Raw genomic sequence first — 20,486 nt, forward strand, 5'->3', positions numbered from 1 at the left:
GTATTAGTGGCTGCGCAATGTTTAAAGGAATGGAAGTAATGTCAGTTATTCGCAGTGTATTTAGTATTATTTTTTACACAATAAACACACTTTTTTGGTTTGTGCCTATTTTTGTTTGTGGGCTTATAAAGCTTATCCCTATTAAGCCTCTACAAAAGCTTATGAGCTGGGCAGCTAAGCAATTTGCAACTATTTGGGTTACCTTTAATAGCTTAAATCAAGCGTTATTCACGCCAACTAGACTAAATGTAACTGGCCTTGAAGACCTTAAACTAAAAGATTGGTATCTAGTAATTGCAAATCACCAAAGCTGGGTCGATATTTTAGTATTACAGCGTGTGTTTAATCGTAAAATTCCATTTTTAAACTTCTTTTTGAAAAAAGAGCTTATTTACGTGCCTATTTTAGGTTTGTGTTGGTGGGCGCTTGATTTTCCGTTTATGACTCGCACGAGTAAAAGCCAATTAAAAAAGAATCCAAAGCTGCGTGGCAAAGATTTAGAAACCACACGTAAAGCCTGCGAAAAATTTAAAGAGATGCCAGTAAGTGTGGTTAACTTTGTAGAAGGCACTCGTTTTACTACGCAAAAGCATGAGCGCCAAAATAGCCCGTTCCCACATTTATTAAAGCCAAAAGCGGGCGGTATTGCTTTTGTAATGCAAGCAATGGGCGAGCAAATTACTAAAGTGGTTAACGTTACCATTCAGTACCCAGATGGTATTCCTACTTTTATGGATTTTGCTGGTGGTAAGGTAAAAAATATCAACGTACACGTGGAAGTAAGGCCGGTAAGCGAAGAGCTTATTGGTGACTACACAGGTGATTCTGAATTTAGAGTTCGCTTTCAAAGCGAGTTAAACCGCTTATGGGAAAACAAAGAGCAAACACTGCAATCGCTCGAAAAAACCCATAAGTAAAAGGTAAAAATATGAGCTTACAGTTATGCTAAAAAAGTGGTTACCAAATTGGCTTAACGGCTTAATTGTAGGCTGCGTATTGTTTTCTAACATGATACTTTTTGGCTCGCTAGTATTTGTACTGGGCCTTATTAAGTTATTACTGCCTTTGCCTGTGGTTAACTCTATATTACACAGCGCTTACCGAGGTTGGTGTAATGGCAACCGTTTAGGGCTTTGGTTAGGTTGCCCTAACATTGTGGTTGATATAAGTGGCGACTTAAACTCAAAAAGTTGGTATTTACTTATTTGTAACCACGCGAGTTGGTTAGATATAACTGTACTTAGCTCATTACATGCATTGCCTGCCCCTAAGTTCTTTTTAAAAGACGGGTTAAAGTACATGCCTTTTATTGGCACTGGTGCGTGGGCTATGGGTATGCCGTTTATGAAACGGGTAAGCAAAGCGCAGCTTGCTAAAAATCCAAAGTTGAAAGGGTTGGATGTAGAGCGCACGAAGCGTAGCTGTCGTAATTTTCGTCATCATCCTACTACCATCATTAATTTTGTTGAAGGTACACGCTATACGCCAGCCAAACATAATCTGCAACAAAGTCCTTTTAAGCATTTATTAAAGCCCAAAGCGGGCGGCATTGCTTTTGCGCTTGAAGTATTAGCCGATCAATTTGATGCCATGCTTAATACAAGTTTAGTATATAGCGGTAAGACAGATCACGTTTGTCGTAACTTGCTAAAAGGTGAGCTAGATTCTATTTATGTTTCAATAGACGTAACGCCCATTAATGACAATATGCAGGGCAGCTATCAAAGCGATGACGTATTTAAAGTTAATTTTCAACATTATGTGAATGAGCTATGGGTTGCTAAAGATCAGCAGCTTGCCGACATTTATGCTCAACAAGATTTACCTGAACCACAAATCAGTAAGGAAATTGAAACACTATGACCAACACCCATCTTCAGGAATTAATTGCTCCTTGGTTTGAAAAAGTACCCGACGCGGATTTTCTTAGCTCAATTACCGCAGTCTCAATAGGAATATTCTCTTTATTAATTGTTTACTTATTTACTCGTAGATTAATGTTACCTGGCATTCAAAAAATAGTGACGAGGCTTTCTCCTGAGCGAATTGGTGCGCTTTCTCCTATGCTTAATAAGCTAAATAAGCGTATTGCCGGAATGCTGTGCTGCGTATTGTTTTTAGCTACGTTTGATAGCGTATACCCAGTTAATGAAATTGCAGGAGAAATACTAAAAACGATAGGACAAGCTTTACTTATTATTTATGCTGGTTTTATTTTTAGCAGTATTGTGAGCATTGCGGGTACTATTTATAACCAGTTAGAGTTTGCCCGCGAGGTCCCTATTCAGGGCTTAATTCAGGTTGTTAAGCTAATAACCTTTATTGTGTGTGCAATTTTAATTGTGAGCATTTTTCTTGAGAAGTCACCTACTTATATTCTCTCTGGCTTTGGTGCTATTGCTGCTGTTACGTTATTAGTATTTAAAGACACTATTTTAGGCTTTGTAGCCAGTATTCAAATAGCAGCAAATCGCCTAGTAACCTATGGTGATTGGATTCAAGTAGAAAACTACGGCGCCGATGGCGAAGTAATTGATTTGGGATTAAATACCGTAAAGGTACGTAACTGGGATAACACCATAACAACTATTCCAACTTATATGCTGGTAGCGGGTTCATTTAAAAACTGGCGCGGCATGCAAGAGTCGGGCGGTAGACGTATTAAACGCTCACTCAATATTGATATGCACAGTATTTGTTTAGTGGGTGATGAGTTTAGAAAACAAATTGATGCGGCTATTCCGCTGCACGACTATATTCGAGTGACGACATTACCTGCTCAGGTTTCTAATTTAGGGCTATTTCGTCGCTATGCTGAAGGCTATTTAAAACAGCACAGTAAAATTAATACGTCACTTACGTTAATGGTACGAGAGCTACAACCACTAAACCATGGTTTACCTATTGAGTTTTATTGCTTTAGTGAAGACAAACGCTGGATTTCGTACGAGCATTTACAAGCCGAAATAATGGACCATTTACTTGCGGTATTACCCGTGTTTGGGCTTAGGGCATATCAAAGTGTTAGTGGGCAATTAAGCCCACCTAACGAGCAACAAACAGATAAGCCAACATTTAGAGTGATGGCAAATAGTGTTGTAAAAGACCCACAGCAATAAATAAAGCTAAGAGCCACCAAATAGGTGGCTTTTTAAATCGCAGCCATGCAAATGTAATTATTACTAACGCAACTTGCCAAAGGTTATGCACCGCTGATGTCCAAATTGGCGAATACAGTGCAGCCGCTAAAAAACCGACTACCGCGGCATTAAGCGCCGCTATTGAGCTTGCAAAACGTGGCTTACTTGCCAAGTTAATCCAGCTCTTTTGGAATGCGAGTATAAGTAAAAAACCAGGCATAAATATAAGCAGTGTAGCTATAAGAGCACCCACTAAAGGTTGTTCTGTAGTAAGTTGTGCGCCTAAGTAAGTAGCAATAGTAAACATAGGCCCAGGCACTGCTTGTGCACTCGCGTAAGCACTTAAAAACTGATCATCACTCAATGCTGGTACGCCAGCTTGAAGTACCGGCAGTACTACGTGTCCGCCGCCAAACACCATTGCACCTGCCTGGTAAAAAGGGGCAAACAAAGCAAACTCATGTCCTAGTGGAATAAAGCTCACACCAAGTAAGAGCGCAAATAACCCCAGTGCAATCCAATTAATATTACTTTTTGTACTGCTAACATTTTCTGTGGCTGTACCCAGTTTTAATAAAGGCCATATAGCACCTATTGTTGCAGCGGTTATTAAAATAGCGATTTGAGTTCCCATCATTGGAAATAACACCAAAGCAAGTGTACTCATTACAGCAAGTAACTTAAGCGCAGCACTTGTACAAAAGCTTTTAGCCATACTAAGTGTTGCATCAGCAACTATAACAACGGCAAATAACTTTAAGCCTGCAATAATAGCAAAGTAAACAGCGTCAAACTGACGAGCACTAACCGCAAGCAGCACCATTATTAAAAACGAAGGCAGAGTAAAACCTACAAAAGCAGCTATACCACCCAGTACTCCAGCACGCTCAACACCAATAGCAAAACTAACTTGGCTAGAGCCAGGCCCCGGCAGCGCTTGGCTTAAACTAATAAGTTGTGCGTAACGCGTGTTAGTTAACCAATTTAACGAGTCTACAAAGTGGCGTTTAAAATAACCTAAATGCGCAGCAGGGCCGCCAAAGCTCATACACCCTAATAAAAAAAACTGTCTAAAAATAGCAATTAACATTGCGCCAATATCCTTTGTAAAATTCATTAAATTGTCACAGCGTAGTATGACATTTTTATTAAAATGGCACATTAGTTTGAGGTCTGTTTAACAATCAAGCAAGATGCGTTGCTTTTAACACTCTCTTCATAGTTTGTTCATACATGTATTTGCATACTCTTGCTAAATTCTTAATGAATAGGGTATCACCATGACTTTAACTAAATCACTTTTAAGCGTAACCGTAGTAGCTGTATTACTTTCTGGTTGTGAAATGAATAACACAGGTAAAGGAGCCGCTATAGGCGCCGCAGCCGGAGGTGTATTAGGTAAGGCTACGGGTAATCATAAAGATAAACGTATTTTTATTGGTGCAGCTATTGGTGCACTGGCGGGCGCTGCTGTTGGCGACTACATGGATAAGCAAGAAGAAGCATTTCGTGATGAGTTAGCGGGTTCAGGTGTTGAAGTAGTGCGTGAAGGCGATAACTTACGTTTAGTAATGCCATCAAACATTACGTTTGCGACTGCTCAATCTTATATTTCATCAGGCTTTAACGATACGTTAGATGCGATTGCTAAAGTAATGAACAAGTACGAAAAAACCTACCTTAGTGTGCAAGGGCATACTGACAGTACGGGTAAAGATAGCTTCAACATGAACCTATCGCGTGAACGCGCACAAAGTGTGAAAGACTACTTAGTGAACCAACAAATTATGGCTACACGTGTTAGCACTATGGGCTATGGCGAAACACGCCCAATTGCAACTAATGAAAGTGCAAATGGCCGTGCTCAAAACCGTCGCGTAGAAATTCAGATAGTGCCAAATACCGAAGGTTAATCCTTATTAAACTGTAATTCACACAGTTTTTGATACAACGGGTTACTTGCTAACAACTCTTGGTGAGTACCCGTTGCTATGATTTCCCCATTTTCCATCACTACAATTACATCGGCATGTATTACCGTTGCCAGCCTATGGGCAATTATTAACGTTGTTCTGTTTTGCATTAAATGCTCAAGTGCAGCTTGTACATGGTGTTCGCTTTGCGCATCCAGCGCGCTGGTGGCTTCATCAAGAAGAAGTATTTCAGGGTCTTTTAATATGGCACGTGCAAGCACAATACGCTGCTTTTGCCCACCCGATAACCTCACACCCTGCTCACCTAAAAAGCTGTTATAACCTTGCGGTAACTGTTTGATAAATTCATCGGCATGCGCATACTTTGCTGCGGCATATACTTGCTCATCGGTTGCACTTGGGTTGCCGTAGCGGATGTTATGCATTACGTCGGAGCTAAATAAAATAGGGTTTTGCGCTACCATGCCCATTTTATTACGCAGAGTATTAAGCGATAAATCTTTAATGTTTACATCTTTAAACTTAATAGCTCCGCTAGCCGGATCGTAAAAACGTTGTAGCAATTCAAATAACGTTGTTTTACCTGCGCCAGAAGGGCCAACAATTGCCACGGTTTGGCCTTGATTTATATTTAGGCTTATTTTATTAAGCGCGCTTACGTCTGGGCGAGAGGGGTAGTTAAAGCTTATATTTTCAAGTGTAATAGCAGGGCTGTTAATGTTTTGCAGTAAGCTATCGTCTTGTGGATCTAGCGGGTTTTCTATCTCACTTTTAACAGCAAGTAACTCAAGTAACCTTGCCGCAGCACCAGCTGCACGTTGTAGTTCGCCATATACTTCAGCAACGGTTGCCACCGACATTGCCACCATAATAGCGTAAAATACAAATGCACCTAACTCGCCGCCGGTCATAGTACCTGCAAGTACATCGTTGCCACCTACCCATAGCATAGCGCTAATGGCACTAAAGGTTAAAAAAATCACCACGGCTATTAAAAATGAACGTTGCTTAATACGTTTTTTAGCAACGTTAAAGGCTTTTTCGGTCTCAAGCGCAAAGGCATGCTGCTCTTGTGCTTCGTGGCTATAGCTTTGCACTACTTTAATATTTTGTATGATTTCTCCGGCATAGGTACTTATGTCGGCAATGGCATCTTGGCTAGAGCTTGCTAGTTTACGTACCTTGCGACCAAATATCATCATAGGAACAAGTACCAGCGGTACACAGGCTACAACCACTAAGGTAAGTTTTAAATTAGTAAACAACAGCATAGCTAAGCCACCAATCAACATAAGTACACTGCGCAGTGCCATAGAGAATGATGAGCCGATAATTGATTGCAGTAATGTGGTGTCGGTGGTTAAACGCGACATAAGTTCGCCACTGCGGTTTTCTTCAAAGTAGCTAGGGTGTAGCGTAACAATACGATTAAACACTGCTTTTCTAATATCGTTACTTACCCGTTCGCCAATCCACGACATTAAATAAAAACGGCTAAAGGTACCGATAGCTAATAAGCTGATTAAGCCAATGAGTACCAGTACAGCTTGTTGTAGTTGATCTTTGGAGCCTGCAATAAACCCATGATCAATAACAAACTTAACCCCCTGACCTAGTGATAAGTTAACACCCGCAGTGACCAATAGCGCGGCTAGCGCAGCTACTACCATCCATTTGTAAGGTTTTATAAAAGCAAAAACAGGTAATAAGCTGCTAAAAGCAGCTTTTTCGGATGCAGAGGTGTTTTTTGACATAGTGGATTCTTTTTAAAGGTTAAGGTATAGATATGGCATCATCGGATTAAAAATCAATAGTATTAAATATCATCAATAAGGAATTGTTATGACAACAAAAATAATAAGTGGTGAATTTACAGTGGCTTTAGCGCCTATTGAAGGTTATGCCAAAGGGCAGCAAGGTATTAATTTAGGACGTATGTCGATCGATAAAACATTTAAAGGTGACTTAAATGCTACAAGCCAAGGCGAGATGCTTAGTGCAATGACGCCAACCCAAGGCAGTGCGGGTTACGTGGCAATAGAGCAAGTGATAGGTGAGCTTGAAGGTAAGCAGGGCAGTTTTGTACTGCAACACTTTGGCACTATGAATAAAGGACAAGACAGTCTTATTTTAAATGTTATTCCTGATTCAGGCACAAATGAGCTAAAAGGATTAACTGGCAGTATGAAAATACGCATTGAGCAGAGCATTCACTATTACGACTTTGACTACCGCTTATAAAATGGATAACAAACAATGCAAAAAATAGTAGAATTTAAAAAGCGTGGTTTTTTTAGTAACGGCATTGATGTAGATGCTTTGAATGAGCGCATATACCACTTAAATCAAGAAGGTTGGAAAGTAATAAGTATAAATACTGCGACTGCTTTTCAAGGCCAAATAACGGCCTGTATATTATTAATAGAAAACGATGAACTATAAGGACAAAAATGACATTAGCAGCATGGTTTAGTTTAGTACTTGTATGCATGATGGGTGCAATGTCGCCAGGCCCAAGCCTTGCAGTTGTACTAAAGCATACAATGAGTGGCGGAATGAAAAACGGTATGCTTGCTGCACTTAGCCATGGCGTGGGTGTTGGGCTTTATGCGGCAGCTTCGTTACTTGGTTTGGGGACATTGATGGCTCAATTTCCAACGGTATACCAAGTGCTTGTATATTTGGGCGCTGGGTATCTAGCCTATTTAGGTTTAAAAATACTATTAGCAAAACCCAATAATGACGAACTGCAAGTACAAAAAAGTGAGATAAGTGCAGTTAAAGCATTACAAGATGGCTTTGCCATTGCCTTTTTGAACCCCAAGCTCGCTATTTTCTTTTTAGCCTTGTTCTCACAGTTTATTGACCCCCAAAATCTCACTTTAAGCATTGGCATTATTATGTGCTTAACCGTGTTTGTAATTGATACAGGTTGGTATTTACTAGTTGCAGTACTTACTGAGGTTTCAAAAAATCGCTTTGGTTTTACTAAGCAAAACCTGTGGCTTGATAAAATACTGGGTGTTGTGTTTATTGCCCTTGCTATAAAAGTCGTTATTAGTTTGTAAGATTGAGTAGAGATTATTGAAGTTTGCAGAGTGTATTTGTAGTTATATAGATAAAGGATTAAAACAATGACAAAACATATTTTAAAAAGTGCATCTTTCGACCCGAAGGTTCAGCAATACTGGATGCTAATGGCCGCTTTTTTTAGTGTACTAGCGCTGGTGACTATTCCGTTGTTACCCATTGTTTTAGCGATTGTATGGCTGGTGGGCGGGCGAATACTCGCAGCTATGTCGGCTGACTTATTACCACAAAAATTGGTAGTTAAACGTGGCATATTATTTAAAGAAGAAAAATCTATTCCGCTTGAAAAAATAACCGATGTTGGATTAAGCCAAGGGCCGCTCATGCGAATTTTTGGATTATATCGTTTAAGCTTTGAAACAGCTGGGCAGTCAGGAAATGGCGCTTTAGTGTCTTTGCTTGGTGTGGTTAATGCGAGTGAGTTTAGAGAGGCGATACTTGAGCAAAAAGATGTATTGGCTAATCAAGGTGAAACGTCGCAGCAGGCAACAGAGCAAAGTGAGAAAGAGCTACTGAGAGCACTTACTTATAGTGTTAAAAATATTGAGCAGATGCTACTTGTTTTAGTTGATGAAAGGCAGCAAAAGTAACCTGTTTTAAACTTGTAATACTTATAAGGATGTTTTTATGAATACGGATATAAAAAATATATTTAATAATTATCCTGAGGCAGCTAAAAGTACGCTTATACAATTACGAGAGTTAATTTATACCGTAGCACAAGAGCAAAACTTAGGAGCTGTTGAAGAGTCTTTAAAGTGGGGAGAGCCAAGTTATAACACAATAAATGGCAGCCCCATTCGCGTAGGCTTAAAGGGCTCATCGTGTTATTTGTTTTTTCATTGCCAATCAAAGCTAGTAAGCACATTTAGAGAGTTGTACTCTCATAATCTTACCTTTGAAGGAAATAGAGCAATAGTATTAAATAGTGAAAAGCCATTACCAGAACACCCAGTTAAAGAGTGTATTAAATTAGCACTGACTTATCACAGCGTTAAACACCTACCTTTGTTAGGCGCATAATTATAAGTACTTAGTAGATACTTAAAATACGCTACATATTTGGTTTGCGTCACAGGTAATAACAGTCACGTTTTCATAACCCACACGCGTTAATGCTTCTGCTCCCAACGTTGCGCGTGCACCACTTGCGCAGTGCACGTAAATAGGGCGAGCTGCGTCTTTTTCTATTTCCATTAGTTTCATCTCGAGTAATCCACGCGGAATATTTATAGCGCCGGCAGCCGATTTTGTCGCGTGCTCTGCAGGTTCTCGCACATCAATAAGTAAACCTTTATTTTTTTCAAGCTCGAGTTTTGCTTGCGCTGCGTCAATACGGCGTTGGTTAGGTGTGATAATTTTTAGTAAATCAGGGATTGATGTAAGCATTAGTTTGTAAATCCTCTTTTTCTTAAAAAAGACATTAATGGGTGCTACTTGGTATAAGTAGGTTGAATTGAGTTAATACTTATAAATAACGTTAAAAACTGAAAGCTACTTTATATAAAGTAACTTAATAGTGCGGATACTGCTACAGCACTTCCGCCGATTAATAAAATGGCATCGCTAGTTTCATGGCCATCTTAATATTAGTAAAACCTAATGTTAATTATATTAGAACTTACTAATGTAAAAGTCTATACTTAAAAAGGTATCAAAAAGAGAAATAATAAAATGAATATTGAACAACTAGCTGTCAACGCAGAGCAAGCCGAACAGTTTTTAAAATTAATGGCTAACAAAAATCGCTTAATGATTTTATGTAGTTTATTACAAGGTGAGCAAAGTGTAGGTGAGCTAAATAAAAATGTACCTTTAGCGCAGTCGGCGCTATCTCAGCATTTAGCAAGTTTACGCAAGGCAAATATGGTTGTTACTCGCCGAGAAGGGCATACTATTTATTACTCATTGACCGACCCAAAAGTTGAGTCGATCATTGCTTTGTTATATGAGTGGTTTTGCCGACAAGAAAATACTAAATAAACGTAGCTATTTCATCGAGTGATTTTTTATCCAGTGCATGAGCCGGTATTGTTGCATCATCACTTGGGTAGCCTGCAATAAGTAGCATGTATGGGCGTTCATTATCTTTATCGCGATTACATATGTCGGTTAAAAAGCTCATTGGCTTTGGAGTATGAGTAAGGGTTGCCAAACCACTGCGGTGCAAAGCTTGAATTAAAAAGCCGGTAGCTAAACCAACAGACTCATGCACATAATAATTCGTATTTTTATCATCGGTGCTTACACCGCCCTTTTTTTGACTAAATACAGCTATAAGCCAAGGTGCATGCTCTAAATAAGGTTTATTGGCGTCGGTACCTAACGGCTTTAGCGCATCTAACCATTCTTCACCTGCTCTGCCTTCGTAAAAAGAACGCTCTAGCTTTTCGGCGGCTTCTCTTATTTGTTTTTTTACATCGCTACTGTTTATAGCCACAAAATGCCAAGGCTGATGGTTCGCTCCACTAGGTGCTGTGCCAGCTGCTTTTATACATGCTTCAATAATATTTTTTGGTACTGGGCGATCGCTAAAGCTACGAATGCTATGGCGGCGTTGGCTGGTTTGTAAAAACTCGTTAGCACGATTTAGCATTTCGTCGTGTGGATATTCTATAAAGTCGTTTAATGGTTGGCTTTGGTGATCTTGCATGGCTTTTCGCTTCTTATAAAAAGTATATGTGGTTTTTATACCGAGTGAATACAGTGCAGGCAAGTGTTATGAGTTTAAATTGTGTTTATTTGTTGTTACAAATTTAACCAATAAGTAACTTATGTTCCTGTTTTGCTTGTGATATAAAGCATCATAAAAATAATTACTTATACTCAAGGAAGTAAAAATGCTATCAATAACAGGGTTATCTAAAACCTACGATAACGGCGTACATGCACTACAAGGTGTTGATTTATCTATCGGTAAAGGGATGTTTGGATTACTTGGGCCAAATGGCGCAGGTAAATCATCGCTTATGCGTACCATTGCAACACTGCAGTCGGCTGATTCAGGTTCAATTACTTTTGATGGCATTGATGTATTTAAAGACCCACAGGCACTGCGCCAACGCTTAGGTTACTTACCACAAGATTTTGGTGTGTACCCGCGTGTTAGTGCTTACGACTTACTGGACCATATGGCTGTTTTAAAGGGTATTCATAATAAAGCAGAGCGTAAAGAGTCGGTTGAAGGATTACTTGCGCACACTAATTTATATCAACATCGCTCAAAAGCGGTCAGTGGCTTTTCGGGCGGTATGCGCCAGCGTTTTGGTATTGCACAGGCATTACTGGGTGACCCTGATTTACTAATAGTTGATGAGCCAACAGCGGGGCTAGATCCAGAGGAACGTAATCGTTTCCATAACTTATTAGTAAGCTTAGGCGAGCAAAAAGTAGTTATATTATCGACCCATATCGTTGAAGATGTTGCAGAGCTTTGCCCAAATATGGCGGTGTTGGCTGGCGGTAAGATTTTACTAGAAGGTAACCCAATAGCGCTTACCGATAAGCTCCAAGGACAAATTTGGCGCAAAGCCATGAGCCAAGAAGAAGCGCAAGAACTTGAGCCGCAATTACCGGTTATTTCTAAGCGCCTATTTGCAGGGAAAACAATTTTACATGTAATAGCAGAGCAAGCCCCACAAGGGTTTGAAGCAAGTAATGCAAATTTAGAAGATGTGTATTTTTCTACTCTGCTTAATCATCGTAACAGCCAAGTAGCATAAGGAGGCGTTATGTTTTTTAATATGCTCGCGTTTGAGCTGCGTTATTTCGCGCGTCAGCCTTCGTTTTATGTGACCTCATTAATATTCTTTTTTATGGCGTTTTTTATAAGCTCCAGTAGTAAGTTTCCGTTAGGTGGGGCGAATGTTCATATGAACTCGCCTTTCTCTATTATGCTTTTAACCGTTACATTTTGTACGTTTGCGATGTTTTTAGTGGTTAACTTTGTTGCCAGCTCTGCTATTCGCAACAGTGAAAGCAAAATGGATGAGCTGGTTTTTAGTAAGCCTGTTAATCCTGTGCCTTATCAAGCAGGGCGTTTTTTTGGTTCCTACTTAGTTGTACTTATTGTGTTTTTAAGCGTGCCATTGGGTGTGTTTTTAGGGTCGCAATTTGGTTTATTAGTTGGCTGGCTCGATGGCGAATTGATTGGTCCTAATAAGCTAATGTACTACGCTGCGCCTTATCTTTATTTAGCAGTGCCAAGTTTACTGGTGCTTTCGGCTATTTTTAATAGTGTAGCGGTCTATTTCAAAACCATGATGTCGGTGTATGTAGCAGCTGTTGTGATTTTTATAGCCTATCAAATTGCCGGCGTTTACTTTGATGATTTAGCATTTAGAAATATTGTTGTTTACGCCGACCCATTTGGCTCTGGTTCGTTAATTGATTTAACACGTTATTGGACTGTAAATGATAAAAACACAGAAGTGCTAACGCTCACAGGTGACCTTTTAGTTAACCGTATATTGTGGGTGGCAATCAGTGTTGCAATGTTTTTTGGCCTTGGAAAGCTAAGCAATCGCATAGTAACTAAAAAACAGAAGAAGCAATTTAAAGTCTCTGCTTTTGTACAAAATAAACAAGCTGCACTTATCACCAGTGCTAAAAATTATAAATCAGCGGGGGTTAGTACTAAATCTCAGCTAATAATGCGCAGTATATTCGAACTTAAACAAGTTATATTTAGCGCGCCATTTATGATTTTAGCGGGTGTAAGCATTGTAACGCTTATGATTCCTTTGTTTGCGCCTATTGGTGCTTATGGCACTACTAACTGGCCTTTAACTCAGAATATGGTCAATATTATTAGTGGTATTTCCGGTTTATTTTTGTTTGTTATTATCGCTTTTTATAGTGCTGAGCTTGTATGGCGAGAGCGACAAAGTGGCATGGGCGATATTGTTGACAGCTTTCCGGTGCATAATAGTGTTTTTTGGGTGTCAAAAATACTGGCTTTAATCGCCGCTATTTCTGGGTTGTTTCTAGTGGGAATGATACTCACAATTACAGTTCAGTTATTTAAAGGTCAATTTAATTTAGAGCTAGGACAGTATTTATTTAGGATTGTTTATTTATCGATTTTACCGTTGATTATGCTGACGGTACTTGCCTTCTTTTTGCAGATTATTAGCCCGAATAAATATGTAGGAATGGGTTTGTTTATTTTGTATTACATAGCGCAAAAAGTGATGGGTTCTTATGGGTTTGAGCACCATATGTATCATTTTTCTCAAAGCAGTAGTGTACCGTATTCTGATATAAATGGTTATGGGCACTTTTTACAAGGCGCGCATTGGTACACATTATATTGGGGCGCGTTAAGCCTTGTTTTAGCGATTGTTGGGTTTGCGTTGTGGCATCGTGGTCCTTCACAAACGCTGCGCACACGCCTGTCTATACTTCGTTATAATATGTCGTTAAAAGGGCAAGCGATTGCGGTTATTAGTGCATTAGTGTTTGTTGGTACAGGCTACAATATTTATAACAACACAAGAGTTTTGAACGAGTTTACTACGAGCGATGAGTTTCAAGACAAGCAAATAAGTTATGAGCAGCAGTTTGCACAATACAAAGACTTAGCACTACCTATGGTGACCGATGTTGACTTAACTGTTGATATTTATCCAAAAAAGCGTGCTTTAAGTGCTGTGGCAAAAATTAAATTTACTAATACCTCTAACGAGCCAATTACGCGAGTGTTAATAAGCTCACCTCAACACGCTAAAAGTTGGGATGTAGCCATGGCAGGCGGTAAGATAGTTGAAAAATTACCAGCGCTTTATTCAGCATGGTTTGAGTTTGATCAACCGCTTATGCCAAACGAAATAAGAGAAGGGCAACTGTCGGTTACTCGCGATCACAAAGGCTTTACTGATCAAGGTTCTGATACACAATTAGTTGCCAATGGCACTTTTATTAATAACTTGGAACTCCTCCCTAGCTTTGGTTATAGCCGTGGTTTACAGGTAGCTGATAAATTTGAACGCCGTAAGCATGATTTACCAGAACTTGAACGTGCCCATAAGCTAGAAGACAGTCAGTACTATACACAAAGTAATTTTGGTGCAGCTAATGGGTTTATTAACTTTAAGGCAACGGTAACAACCGACGAGTCGCAATTTGCTATTACCCCAGGGTATTTACAAAGTGAAAGTGTAAAAGACGGGCGCCGCACTTTTGTTTATGAAATGGATGCGCCTATTTTAAACTTTTATGCGGTGCTTTCGGCAGAGCTTGAAAGTAAAAAGGTTGAGCATAATGGGGTAAATATTGAGGTGTATTACCACAAAAATCATGCATGGAATATTGACCGTATGATTGAGTCAGTACAAGACTCGATAGATTACTTTACACAAGCATTTGGGCCGTATCAGCATAAACAGCTACGTATAATTGAATTTCCTAAGTATCGCTCGTTTGCACAAAGTTTTGCCAATACAGTCCCTTACTCAGAAAGCATGGGGTTTATTACAGACTTAAGAGATGAGAGTAAAGTTGACTACCCTTACTATGTTACCGCGCATGAAGTAGCGCACCAGTGGTGGGGGCATCAAGTATCGGCGGCTAATGTAGAGGGCAGTGCCGTTATGTCAGAAACGCTTTCACAATACAGTGCGCTAATGGTGCTAAGAAAACGCTTTGGCGCAGAGAAGCTACGTAAGTTTTTAAAATATGAGCTTGATAGGTACTTAATAGGGCGTACAGGGGAAGCCTTTGAAGAAATGCCACTATATAAAACACAGTCGCAACAATATCTTCATTACAATAAAGGATCAGTTGTGATGATGGCGACTTATGATCGTTTAGGTGAAAAACGTTTAAATGATGCACTCAAAGCATTTTTAAATGAATTTCAGTACCAATCAACACCATACCCAACTACGCTTGATTTACTTAGCTATTTAAAACAAGACGCAACGCAAGCTGAACAAAGCTTTATTGATGATCAGTTTAAATATATAACGCTTTATGAGCTTGAAATGAAAGAAGTGTCGGTTACCGATGATGTTGATAGCGAAGGTTTTTATACGGTAACACTGAGCGTTGAAGCAACTAAGCAGCATGCCGATGGACAAGGTGAAGAAACAGAGCAGCCGCTCGATGAGCTAATTGATATTGCATTATTTAGCGACGACCCTGAAAATTTACTAGCAGAAGACTTTGTTATTTACTCGCAAAAGCATCAAATAGTGTCTGGTACCAATACTATTGAGCTAAAAGTAAAAGAAAAACCATTATTTGCGGGGGTAGATCCTTACATTAAGCTGGTCGACAAAGACAGTAAAAATAATTTAGCTAAATTCTAACGTCTATTTATTTACTAACCACTTAAGTTGACTACTTTAAGGGCCGCATTTATGCGGCCTTTATGTGTAATAAACTGTATAAAACTTCATAGCGTTTCTACATATTCCCCACAGCTTTTTACGCTAATATTTTATGTTCTCTTATAAAGTTACCTTACTGGTATTTAGTTTATAAGGAAGAGTATGAAACCATTAATTATAGGGGCGATAGCATTAAGCCTCAGTGCTTGTTCTGCGGTAACCATTCAGCCACAGGCAACAGCAAAAATAACGAGCCAAGCTAATTTCGAAGATAGCCGCCCATTTTATTTATGGGGATTAGTGGGTGAGCAGCGGGTAGACGTAAAACAAATATGTTCAAATACACCGGTTATTCAAATGCAGTCACAACAAACGTTTAGTGATGGAGCGCTGAGTTTAATTACGCTTGGAATATACTCGCCCCATACCATTAAAGTGTGGTGCCAAGAGCAAATACTAGGGGAGACATTATGAGCATCAAGCTATTTGCAGCCGGCTGCACACTGATTATTTTAACGGGATGTACAAATATTTACTTTGATAACGGTATACAGAGCAAAGTAAGCAATAAAACGCTAAAAAGCTCACAGTGGCATCATAATTTTGCACTTGCGTTGTACGAGGGATCAGAGCCGTTAGATTTAACAACACATTGCCCACAAGGGGAGTGGCAAAGCGTTCATACGTATAAATCGTTTACTAATGGTTTAGCTGAGGTGGTTGTGAATCAAATCGGCCCAGCTTGGTACCCTAAAACAGTAGAAGTACAATGTAATAAGGTACCATTTAAAGCTAAATAATTATTTAAAATAGTTATTCGTAACGCAGTGCATCTATAGGGTTTAGTCTTGCTGCTTTAATAGCAGGGGCTAAACCAAATATAATCCCAATCATTGATGTAAATCCGAACGATAGTATTACAGCCCATGCTGGTATATATGCATCAGGCATACTAGGGACTAAAAACGAAATAAGCCCTGCGGCGCCATATCCTATAATGAGTCCTATTAAACCACCAAAGAGTGAAAGCACAACGGCTTCAACTAAAAACTGCAGCATAATAAAACCAGGTGTTGCGCCTAGTGCTTTTAATGTACCAATAACGCGTGTGCGTTCAGTTACCGACACTAGCATTATATTCATAACACCAATACCGCCAACAAGTAAGCTTATTCCAACAATACCAGCAGTAATAGCAGTAGCACTGCTGGTAAATTTATCTATTTGGGCACGAGATTTTTCAGCGGTTTCAAATTCAAAGTCGTTTTCATCTTTCTCTTTTAGTTTATGTAGTTGGCGCAATACACGGGTTATTTTTGCAAGCACTTGTTCTTCGTTAGTACCTTCATTTAACCTAAACATAATTTGCACATTAGTTTGTGTACTTCCGCCTTCTAAAGCACTCATGGTACTAATTGGAATATTAATGTAATCGTCTTGGTCAAAACCAAATAAGCTACCTTGTTTTTCAGCAACGCCAATAATTCTAAACCATTCACCACCTAGCTTTATATATTCACCTACTGGGTTTTCAGGAAGGTTTAGCTTTTCTATGATTGAAGGGCCGATAAATGCGACCCTTCTTCGCTTATCATCGTCTTCAGCACGAATAAAGCGACCAAGTTCAGGATAAGTACGATACGCTTTTTGATAGTCTTGCTCAGTACCGATAACACGCGATGAATGGCTTTTATTTCCATACTCAGCTCCCCCCGAAAAGCGCCAGGTAAACATTAGGGCAGTTAGCGTTTCAGCTTCTTTTATACGCGACTTTAAAGCTAAAAAATCGTCGTAGGTAAGCTTGGCATTTTTACCAACCATTTCGAGTTCAATACTGGTGTAAGGCTTTATTGTTGTTACATCTGGCGACATATCAGCAAGTTGATCGTTTATTTGCTTTGTAAAACCCTGCATTACTGCAACGACAGTAACTACGGCGGCAACACCAATAATAATGCCCAAGCAAGTCAGTGCGCTGCGCATTGCATTAGCTTTAATAGCTGAAAAAGCGGCTTTAGTGCCTTCCATTATGGCAAGAGCTGATTTAAACATGTTGCTTGATTCCTTCATCTTTAGTTACATCACTTACCACTTTACCGTCCACTAAACGAATTACGCGTTGGCAATGATCGGCAATTTCTTGCTCATGTGTTACTAAAATAATAGTGTGACCTTCGTTATGCAGCTCATCAAACAAATCCATAATTTCGCGGGTCGTTTTACTATCAAGATTACCTGTGGGTTCATCTCCTAATAATATATGTGGTTTTGTGACTAAAGCGCGGGCAATAGCAACACGTTGACGTTGCCCGCCCGATAGCTGGCTAGATAAATGATTAACTTTATCACCGAGACCTACCCGCTTTAGTGCTTCTAGAGCTTGTTGCTTGCGTTGTTTACTAGGAATAAAGCGATATACTAAAGGCTGCATTACATTTTCTAGTGCGGTTGCACGTGGTATTAAGTTAAAGCTTTGAAATATAAACCCGACACTTTCATTACGCTGATGAGCAAGCTCTGTCTCGGTCATACTTTTTACTAGTTTATCTTTTAAGTAGTATTCGCCACTGCTGGGTGTATCTAAACAGCCTAGTAAGTTCATTAAGGTCGACTTGCCTGAACCAGAAGGTCCTATAATCGCCACGTATTCGTTTTGCATTATATGTACGTTTACATCATCAAGTGCCTTAAATACCTCTGAGCCCATTTTGTATTGTTTATTAATATGCTCTAGCTTGATTACCGCAGACATTAGGCTTCTTCCTTGTCTGCATCTGATTTAAGTTTTACCACATCACCTTCAGTCAAAAGACTTACTGGGCGCGCAGGGCCAATAACTATTTTGTCGCCCTCATTTAAGCCGTCAGTAATTGCTTGCTCTATATCAGATGATATTCCAACAGTTACGGCAATTTTGCTAACTGTGTTGTCACTATTTAGTCGCCATACAAATGTTTTATCGTCCTCTTTTTGGATTGCTTCTATTGGAAGTTTTAAACCGTTTTCGGCAATGCTTGTTGCGATCTCTGCTCTACAACTCATTCCTGCATATAGCTGGCGCTCAGTAGTATCGAGTAATACTTTTACTTTAAATGATAAACCTTGAGAGCCGGCTTGGTTTTTAGCTGAAGTACCAATATTGATTACTGTGCCGCTAAATGGTTTATTAGGGTATGCGGCCGCATAAATATTCGCTTTTTGGTTAAGCTTAATACTCGCAATGTCGGTTTCATCAACACGCAGCTCGGCTAAAATAGCGCTTGGGTCGGCTACTAACATCAAATCAGAACCAATAATATTAGTAGTACCGGCTATAACGGTTTCACCTTCTTTAATATTTACAGATGCAAGCAAGCCGCTCATTGGAGCTCTAAATACACTTTTACTTAAGCGATCTTGCGCAATTTGTAGTGACGCTTGTGCTTGGTTATACGACTCTATTCGTGATTCAATATCGATTTTAGCCAGATCGCGTGCGCTCTCAATGTTCTCGTAGCTCTCTTGATTACCTAAACCGACATCGTATAAGTCTTTTTGTCTTTTAAGTTGGCGCTCTAGATTAGTAAGGCGTGTTCTACTATGTTTAATTTCAATCTCTGTGGCGCGAAGGATTGCTTTACTACGGGTAACTTCTGATTCAAAAGCAGTTGTATCAAGGCGCATTAACATGTCACCTTGTTTCACTCCTTGGCCTTCTTGAACAAATATTTTATCGACTCGGCCTGTCACTTCAGAGCGTAATTGCACTTGTGTATTAAAAACTAAATTACCTGAAGCCATTATTGAGTCAGCAATGTCGCCAAGCTCTACTTGAGCAATATTTACTTCGGCTTGTTTTTCATCGCCAGAGATTTGCTTTGACACAATTAGGGCTATAAATGCGCCTACAGCGAGTGTGATGATTATTGCTTTTTTCATTTTTATCTATCCGTGAATTAAGTAATACGGAGGCAATACATACCCCCATCTAGTGGTTACATTGCTGCAATGACTGCCCAAATACCAAAAATAATGATTGAAGGAAGTGCAGAGAATAGGAGTGCTTTGTTAGTTGAAAAATTAGTCCAGCATTTTAAGCCGATCATTCCCAGTGCAATGCTCCAAAAGCTAAATAAGTTTATTGATTCTAATAAGCTATAAAAAGGATGGCCAATTTCAAGTCCTATTATCAATTGGTTAATAGATGCGTAGCTAAATACGGCTTGTTGAGATATTTGATCTGTACTTGCACTTAGTACAAGAGCAATTGTGCCTAGGCTTGAAATAACAACTGGCATCATTGTCCAGGTAGAGAATCCATACCAAGCTCCGTAGCTATGTTCTGATTCAGGATCTTGTTTAGCCACAAGCATATAATAAAGTGCCATGAGTGCATTCATGATAGCCAGCGCAATTACGCCGCCAAACAGAGCAAACCAAATTTGGTTTTCTGCATTTAGCTCTATACTTTGACGAATTGCTTTTTGCTCGCCAATTGTTGCATCTATACTTGATGCTGCTACTTGCTCATTAATCAAAAACTGCATATCAACACTAGAGTAAAAAATATAAACACTAGCGATACTAGCAAGGGCAATACATATAAATGCTAACCATGACCAACCTTTGGCGTGTTCAACACCATTGAAAGCTTTACTAGGACTTATATAAATATCGAGTAGGGCGCTAAACGCGTTAGGTGATTTCATTATTATTCCTTTATACCTATTTTATGGCTAGGCAGTTATAAATGCCCAGTGACTAGGTAATAGAATAAAGGAAAATGTATGTATTGTTTTTATTCAATTGTAACGGTTTGTTAACAGATGTGAGGGGCTTGTTCAAAAACGAGAAAAGGGCCAAAAGGCCCTTCGTGTCGCAGCAAGTAACACATTCTTTCTTATAAATTAAAGTCTACAGAATAAGCAACGTAAGCTTTAATATCTGAATCATCCATATCTGTATCAGACAAACCAAAAGTAAAACCGTCTTTCGAAATTGATACACCGTAA

General features: G+C 39.4%; 22 protein-coding genes. 14 read left to right on the forward strand and 8 right to left on the reverse strand.

Translation table 11 applies throughout. The features are described 5' to 3' along the window. Positions 1-38 precede the first annotated feature (38 nt). The 3 genes from GQR45_RS17415 to GQR45_RS17425 are packed head-to-tail and all read left to right on the forward strand — an operon-like array spanning position 39 to position 3,119. Complete coding sequence (locus GQR45_RS17415; RefSeq protein ID WP_165726611.1) at positions 39-917, forward strand: acyltransferase; 879 nt, start codon at positions 39-41, stop codon at positions 915-917. A gap of 25 nt (positions 918-942) precedes the next feature. After that, entirely contained in the window at positions 943-1,863 is a 921-nt protein-coding gene (locus tag GQR45_RS17420; RefSeq protein ID WP_024591377.1) for an acetyltransferase, read from the forward strand. After that, positions 1,860-3,119: a mechanosensitive ion channel domain-containing protein gene (locus tag GQR45_RS17425; protein WP_101163384.1), complete on the forward strand. Its 1,260-nt coding sequence runs from the start codon at positions 1,860-1,862 to the stop codon at positions 3,117-3,119. Before GQR45_RS17420 ends, GQR45_RS17425 begins: the two co-directional genes overlap by 4 nt. Here the strand turns inward: GQR45_RS17425 and chrA are convergent. Then, entirely contained in the window at positions 3,076-4,230 is a 1,155-nt protein-coding gene (gene chrA / locus GQR45_RS17430; RefSeq protein WP_165726612.1) for a chromate efflux transporter, read from the reverse strand. The genes GQR45_RS17425 and chrA overlap by 44 nt on opposite strands. A gap of 190 nt (positions 4,231-4,420) precedes the next feature. On the opposite strand from chrA, the gene GQR45_RS17435 reads away from it, so the two are divergent. Continuing rightward, entirely contained in the window at positions 4,421-5,053 is a 633-nt protein-coding gene (locus GQR45_RS17435; RefSeq protein ID WP_165726601.1) for an OmpA family protein, read from the forward strand. Here the strand turns inward: GQR45_RS17435 and GQR45_RS17440 are convergent. Next, the gene (locus GQR45_RS17440; RefSeq protein WP_165726602.1) at positions 5,050-6,828 is read right to left on the reverse strand and encodes an ABC transporter transmembrane domain-containing protein; all 1,779 of its coding nucleotides are present in this window, start codon (positions 6,826-6,828) and stop codon (positions 5,050-5,052) included. The genes GQR45_RS17435 and GQR45_RS17440 overlap by 4 nt on opposite strands. An 88-nt stretch (positions 6,829-6,916) precedes the next feature. Between GQR45_RS17440 and GQR45_RS17445 the strand changes: the two genes are divergently transcribed. From GQR45_RS17445 to GQR45_RS17465, 5 genes are all read left to right on the forward strand, one after another. After that, positions 6,917-7,315: a DUF3224 domain-containing protein gene (locus GQR45_RS17445; protein WP_165722784.1), complete on the forward strand. Its 399-nt coding sequence runs from the start codon at positions 6,917-6,919 to the stop codon at positions 7,313-7,315. A 15-nt stretch (positions 7,316-7,330) separates the two neighbouring features. Continuing rightward, positions 7,331-7,516 carry a hypothetical protein gene (locus GQR45_RS17450; RefSeq protein ID WP_165726603.1) on the forward strand — a complete coding sequence of 62 codons (186 nt, stop codon included), beginning with the start codon at positions 7,331-7,333 and terminating at the stop codon, positions 7,514-7,516. Positions 7,517-7,524: 8 nt separating this feature from the next. After that, positions 7,525-8,142: a LysE family translocator gene (locus GQR45_RS17455; RefSeq protein WP_165726604.1), complete on the forward strand. Its 618-nt coding sequence runs from the start codon at positions 7,525-7,527 to the stop codon at positions 8,140-8,142. 66 nt (positions 8,143-8,208) lie between these two features. Beyond that, complete coding sequence (locus GQR45_RS17460; protein WP_165726605.1) at positions 8,209-8,754, forward strand: PH domain-containing protein; 546 nt, start codon at positions 8,209-8,211, stop codon at positions 8,752-8,754. A gap of 37 nt (positions 8,755-8,791) precedes the next feature. Then, positions 8,792-9,187: a DUF1801 domain-containing protein gene (locus tag GQR45_RS17465; protein WP_007584614.1), complete on the forward strand. Its 396-nt coding sequence runs from the start codon at positions 8,792-8,794 to the stop codon at positions 9,185-9,187. Positions 9,188-9,208: 21 nt separating this feature from the next. On the opposite strand, the gene GQR45_RS17470 is transcribed toward GQR45_RS17465, so the two are convergent. Further along, entirely contained in the window at positions 9,209-9,553 is a 345-nt protein-coding gene (locus GQR45_RS17470) for a rhodanese-like domain-containing protein (protein ID WP_007584615.1), read from the reverse strand. 285 nt (positions 9,554-9,838) lie between these two features. Here GQR45_RS17470 and GQR45_RS17475 point away from each other — a divergent pair, with 285 nt between their 5' ends. Then, positions 9,839-10,147: a metalloregulator ArsR/SmtB family transcription factor gene (locus GQR45_RS17475; protein WP_165726606.1), complete on the forward strand. Its 309-nt coding sequence runs from the start codon at positions 9,839-9,841 to the stop codon at positions 10,145-10,147. Here GQR45_RS17475 and GQR45_RS17480 read toward each other — a convergent pair. Continuing rightward, positions 10,140-10,817: a nitroreductase family protein gene (locus tag GQR45_RS17480; protein WP_165726607.1), complete on the reverse strand. Its 678-nt coding sequence runs from the start codon at positions 10,815-10,817 to the stop codon at positions 10,140-10,142. The genes GQR45_RS17475 and GQR45_RS17480 overlap by 8 nt on opposite strands. A 187-nt stretch (positions 10,818-11,004) precedes the next feature. Here GQR45_RS17480 and GQR45_RS17485 point away from each other — a divergent pair, with 187 nt between their 5' ends. The 4 genes from GQR45_RS17485 to GQR45_RS17500 all read left to right on the forward strand — a co-directional run bounded on the left by GQR45_RS17485 (position 11,005) and on the right by GQR45_RS17500 (position 16,295). Continuing rightward, positions 11,005-11,886: an ABC transporter ATP-binding protein gene (locus GQR45_RS17485; RefSeq protein WP_007584623.1), complete on the forward strand. Its 882-nt coding sequence runs from the start codon at positions 11,005-11,007 to the stop codon at positions 11,884-11,886. A 9-nt stretch (positions 11,887-11,895) separates the two neighbouring features. Beyond that, positions 11,896-15,474: a M1 family aminopeptidase gene (locus GQR45_RS17490; RefSeq protein ID WP_165726608.1), complete on the forward strand. Its 3,579-nt coding sequence runs from the start codon at positions 11,896-11,898 to the stop codon at positions 15,472-15,474. Positions 15,475-15,657: 183 nt separating this feature from the next. Then, positions 15,658-15,969 (forward strand): Bor family protein, encoded by a 312-nt coding sequence (locus GQR45_RS17495; protein WP_101163388.1) that lies wholly within the window; start codon positions 15,658-15,660, stop codon positions 15,967-15,969. Next, positions 15,966-16,295 (forward strand): hypothetical protein, encoded by a 330-nt coding sequence (locus tag GQR45_RS17500; protein ID WP_101163389.1) that lies wholly within the window; start codon positions 15,966-15,968, stop codon positions 16,293-16,295. Before GQR45_RS17495 ends, GQR45_RS17500 begins: the two co-directional genes overlap by 4 nt. A gap of 13 nt (positions 16,296-16,308) precedes the next feature. On the opposite strand, the gene GQR45_RS17505 is transcribed toward GQR45_RS17500, so the two are convergent. The 4 genes from GQR45_RS17505 to GQR45_RS17520 are packed head-to-tail and all read right to left on the reverse strand — an operon-like array spanning position 16,309 to position 20,183. Continuing rightward, positions 16,309-17,547 carry an ABC transporter permease gene (locus tag GQR45_RS17505; RefSeq protein ID WP_101216074.1) on the reverse strand — a complete coding sequence of 413 codons (1,239 nt, stop codon included), beginning with the start codon at positions 17,545-17,547 and terminating at the stop codon, positions 16,309-16,311. Then, a complete protein-coding gene (locus GQR45_RS17510) occupies positions 17,540-18,247 on the reverse strand; it encodes an ABC transporter ATP-binding protein (RefSeq protein WP_024594267.1) in 708 nt (235 codons plus the stop codon). The genes GQR45_RS17505 and GQR45_RS17510 overlap by 8 nt, the downstream gene beginning before the upstream one ends. Further along, a complete protein-coding gene (locus GQR45_RS17515) occupies positions 18,247-19,413 on the reverse strand; it encodes an efflux RND transporter periplasmic adaptor subunit (RefSeq protein WP_165726609.1) in 1,167 nt (388 codons plus the stop codon). The genes GQR45_RS17510 and GQR45_RS17515 overlap by 1 nt, the downstream gene beginning before the upstream one ends. A gap of 56 nt (positions 19,414-19,469) precedes the next feature. After that, entirely contained in the window at positions 19,470-20,183 is a 714-nt protein-coding gene (locus GQR45_RS17520) for a YIP1 family protein (protein ID WP_165726610.1), read from the reverse strand. Positions 20,184-20,486: the final 303 nt, after the last annotated feature.

Origin of the sequence: Pseudoalteromonas sp. SA25 (assembly GCF_011378705.1) — a bacterium.
In the GTDB taxonomy this organism is placed as follows: Bacteria; Pseudomonadota; Gammaproteobacteria; order Enterobacterales; family Alteromonadaceae; genus Pseudoalteromonas; species Pseudoalteromonas arctica.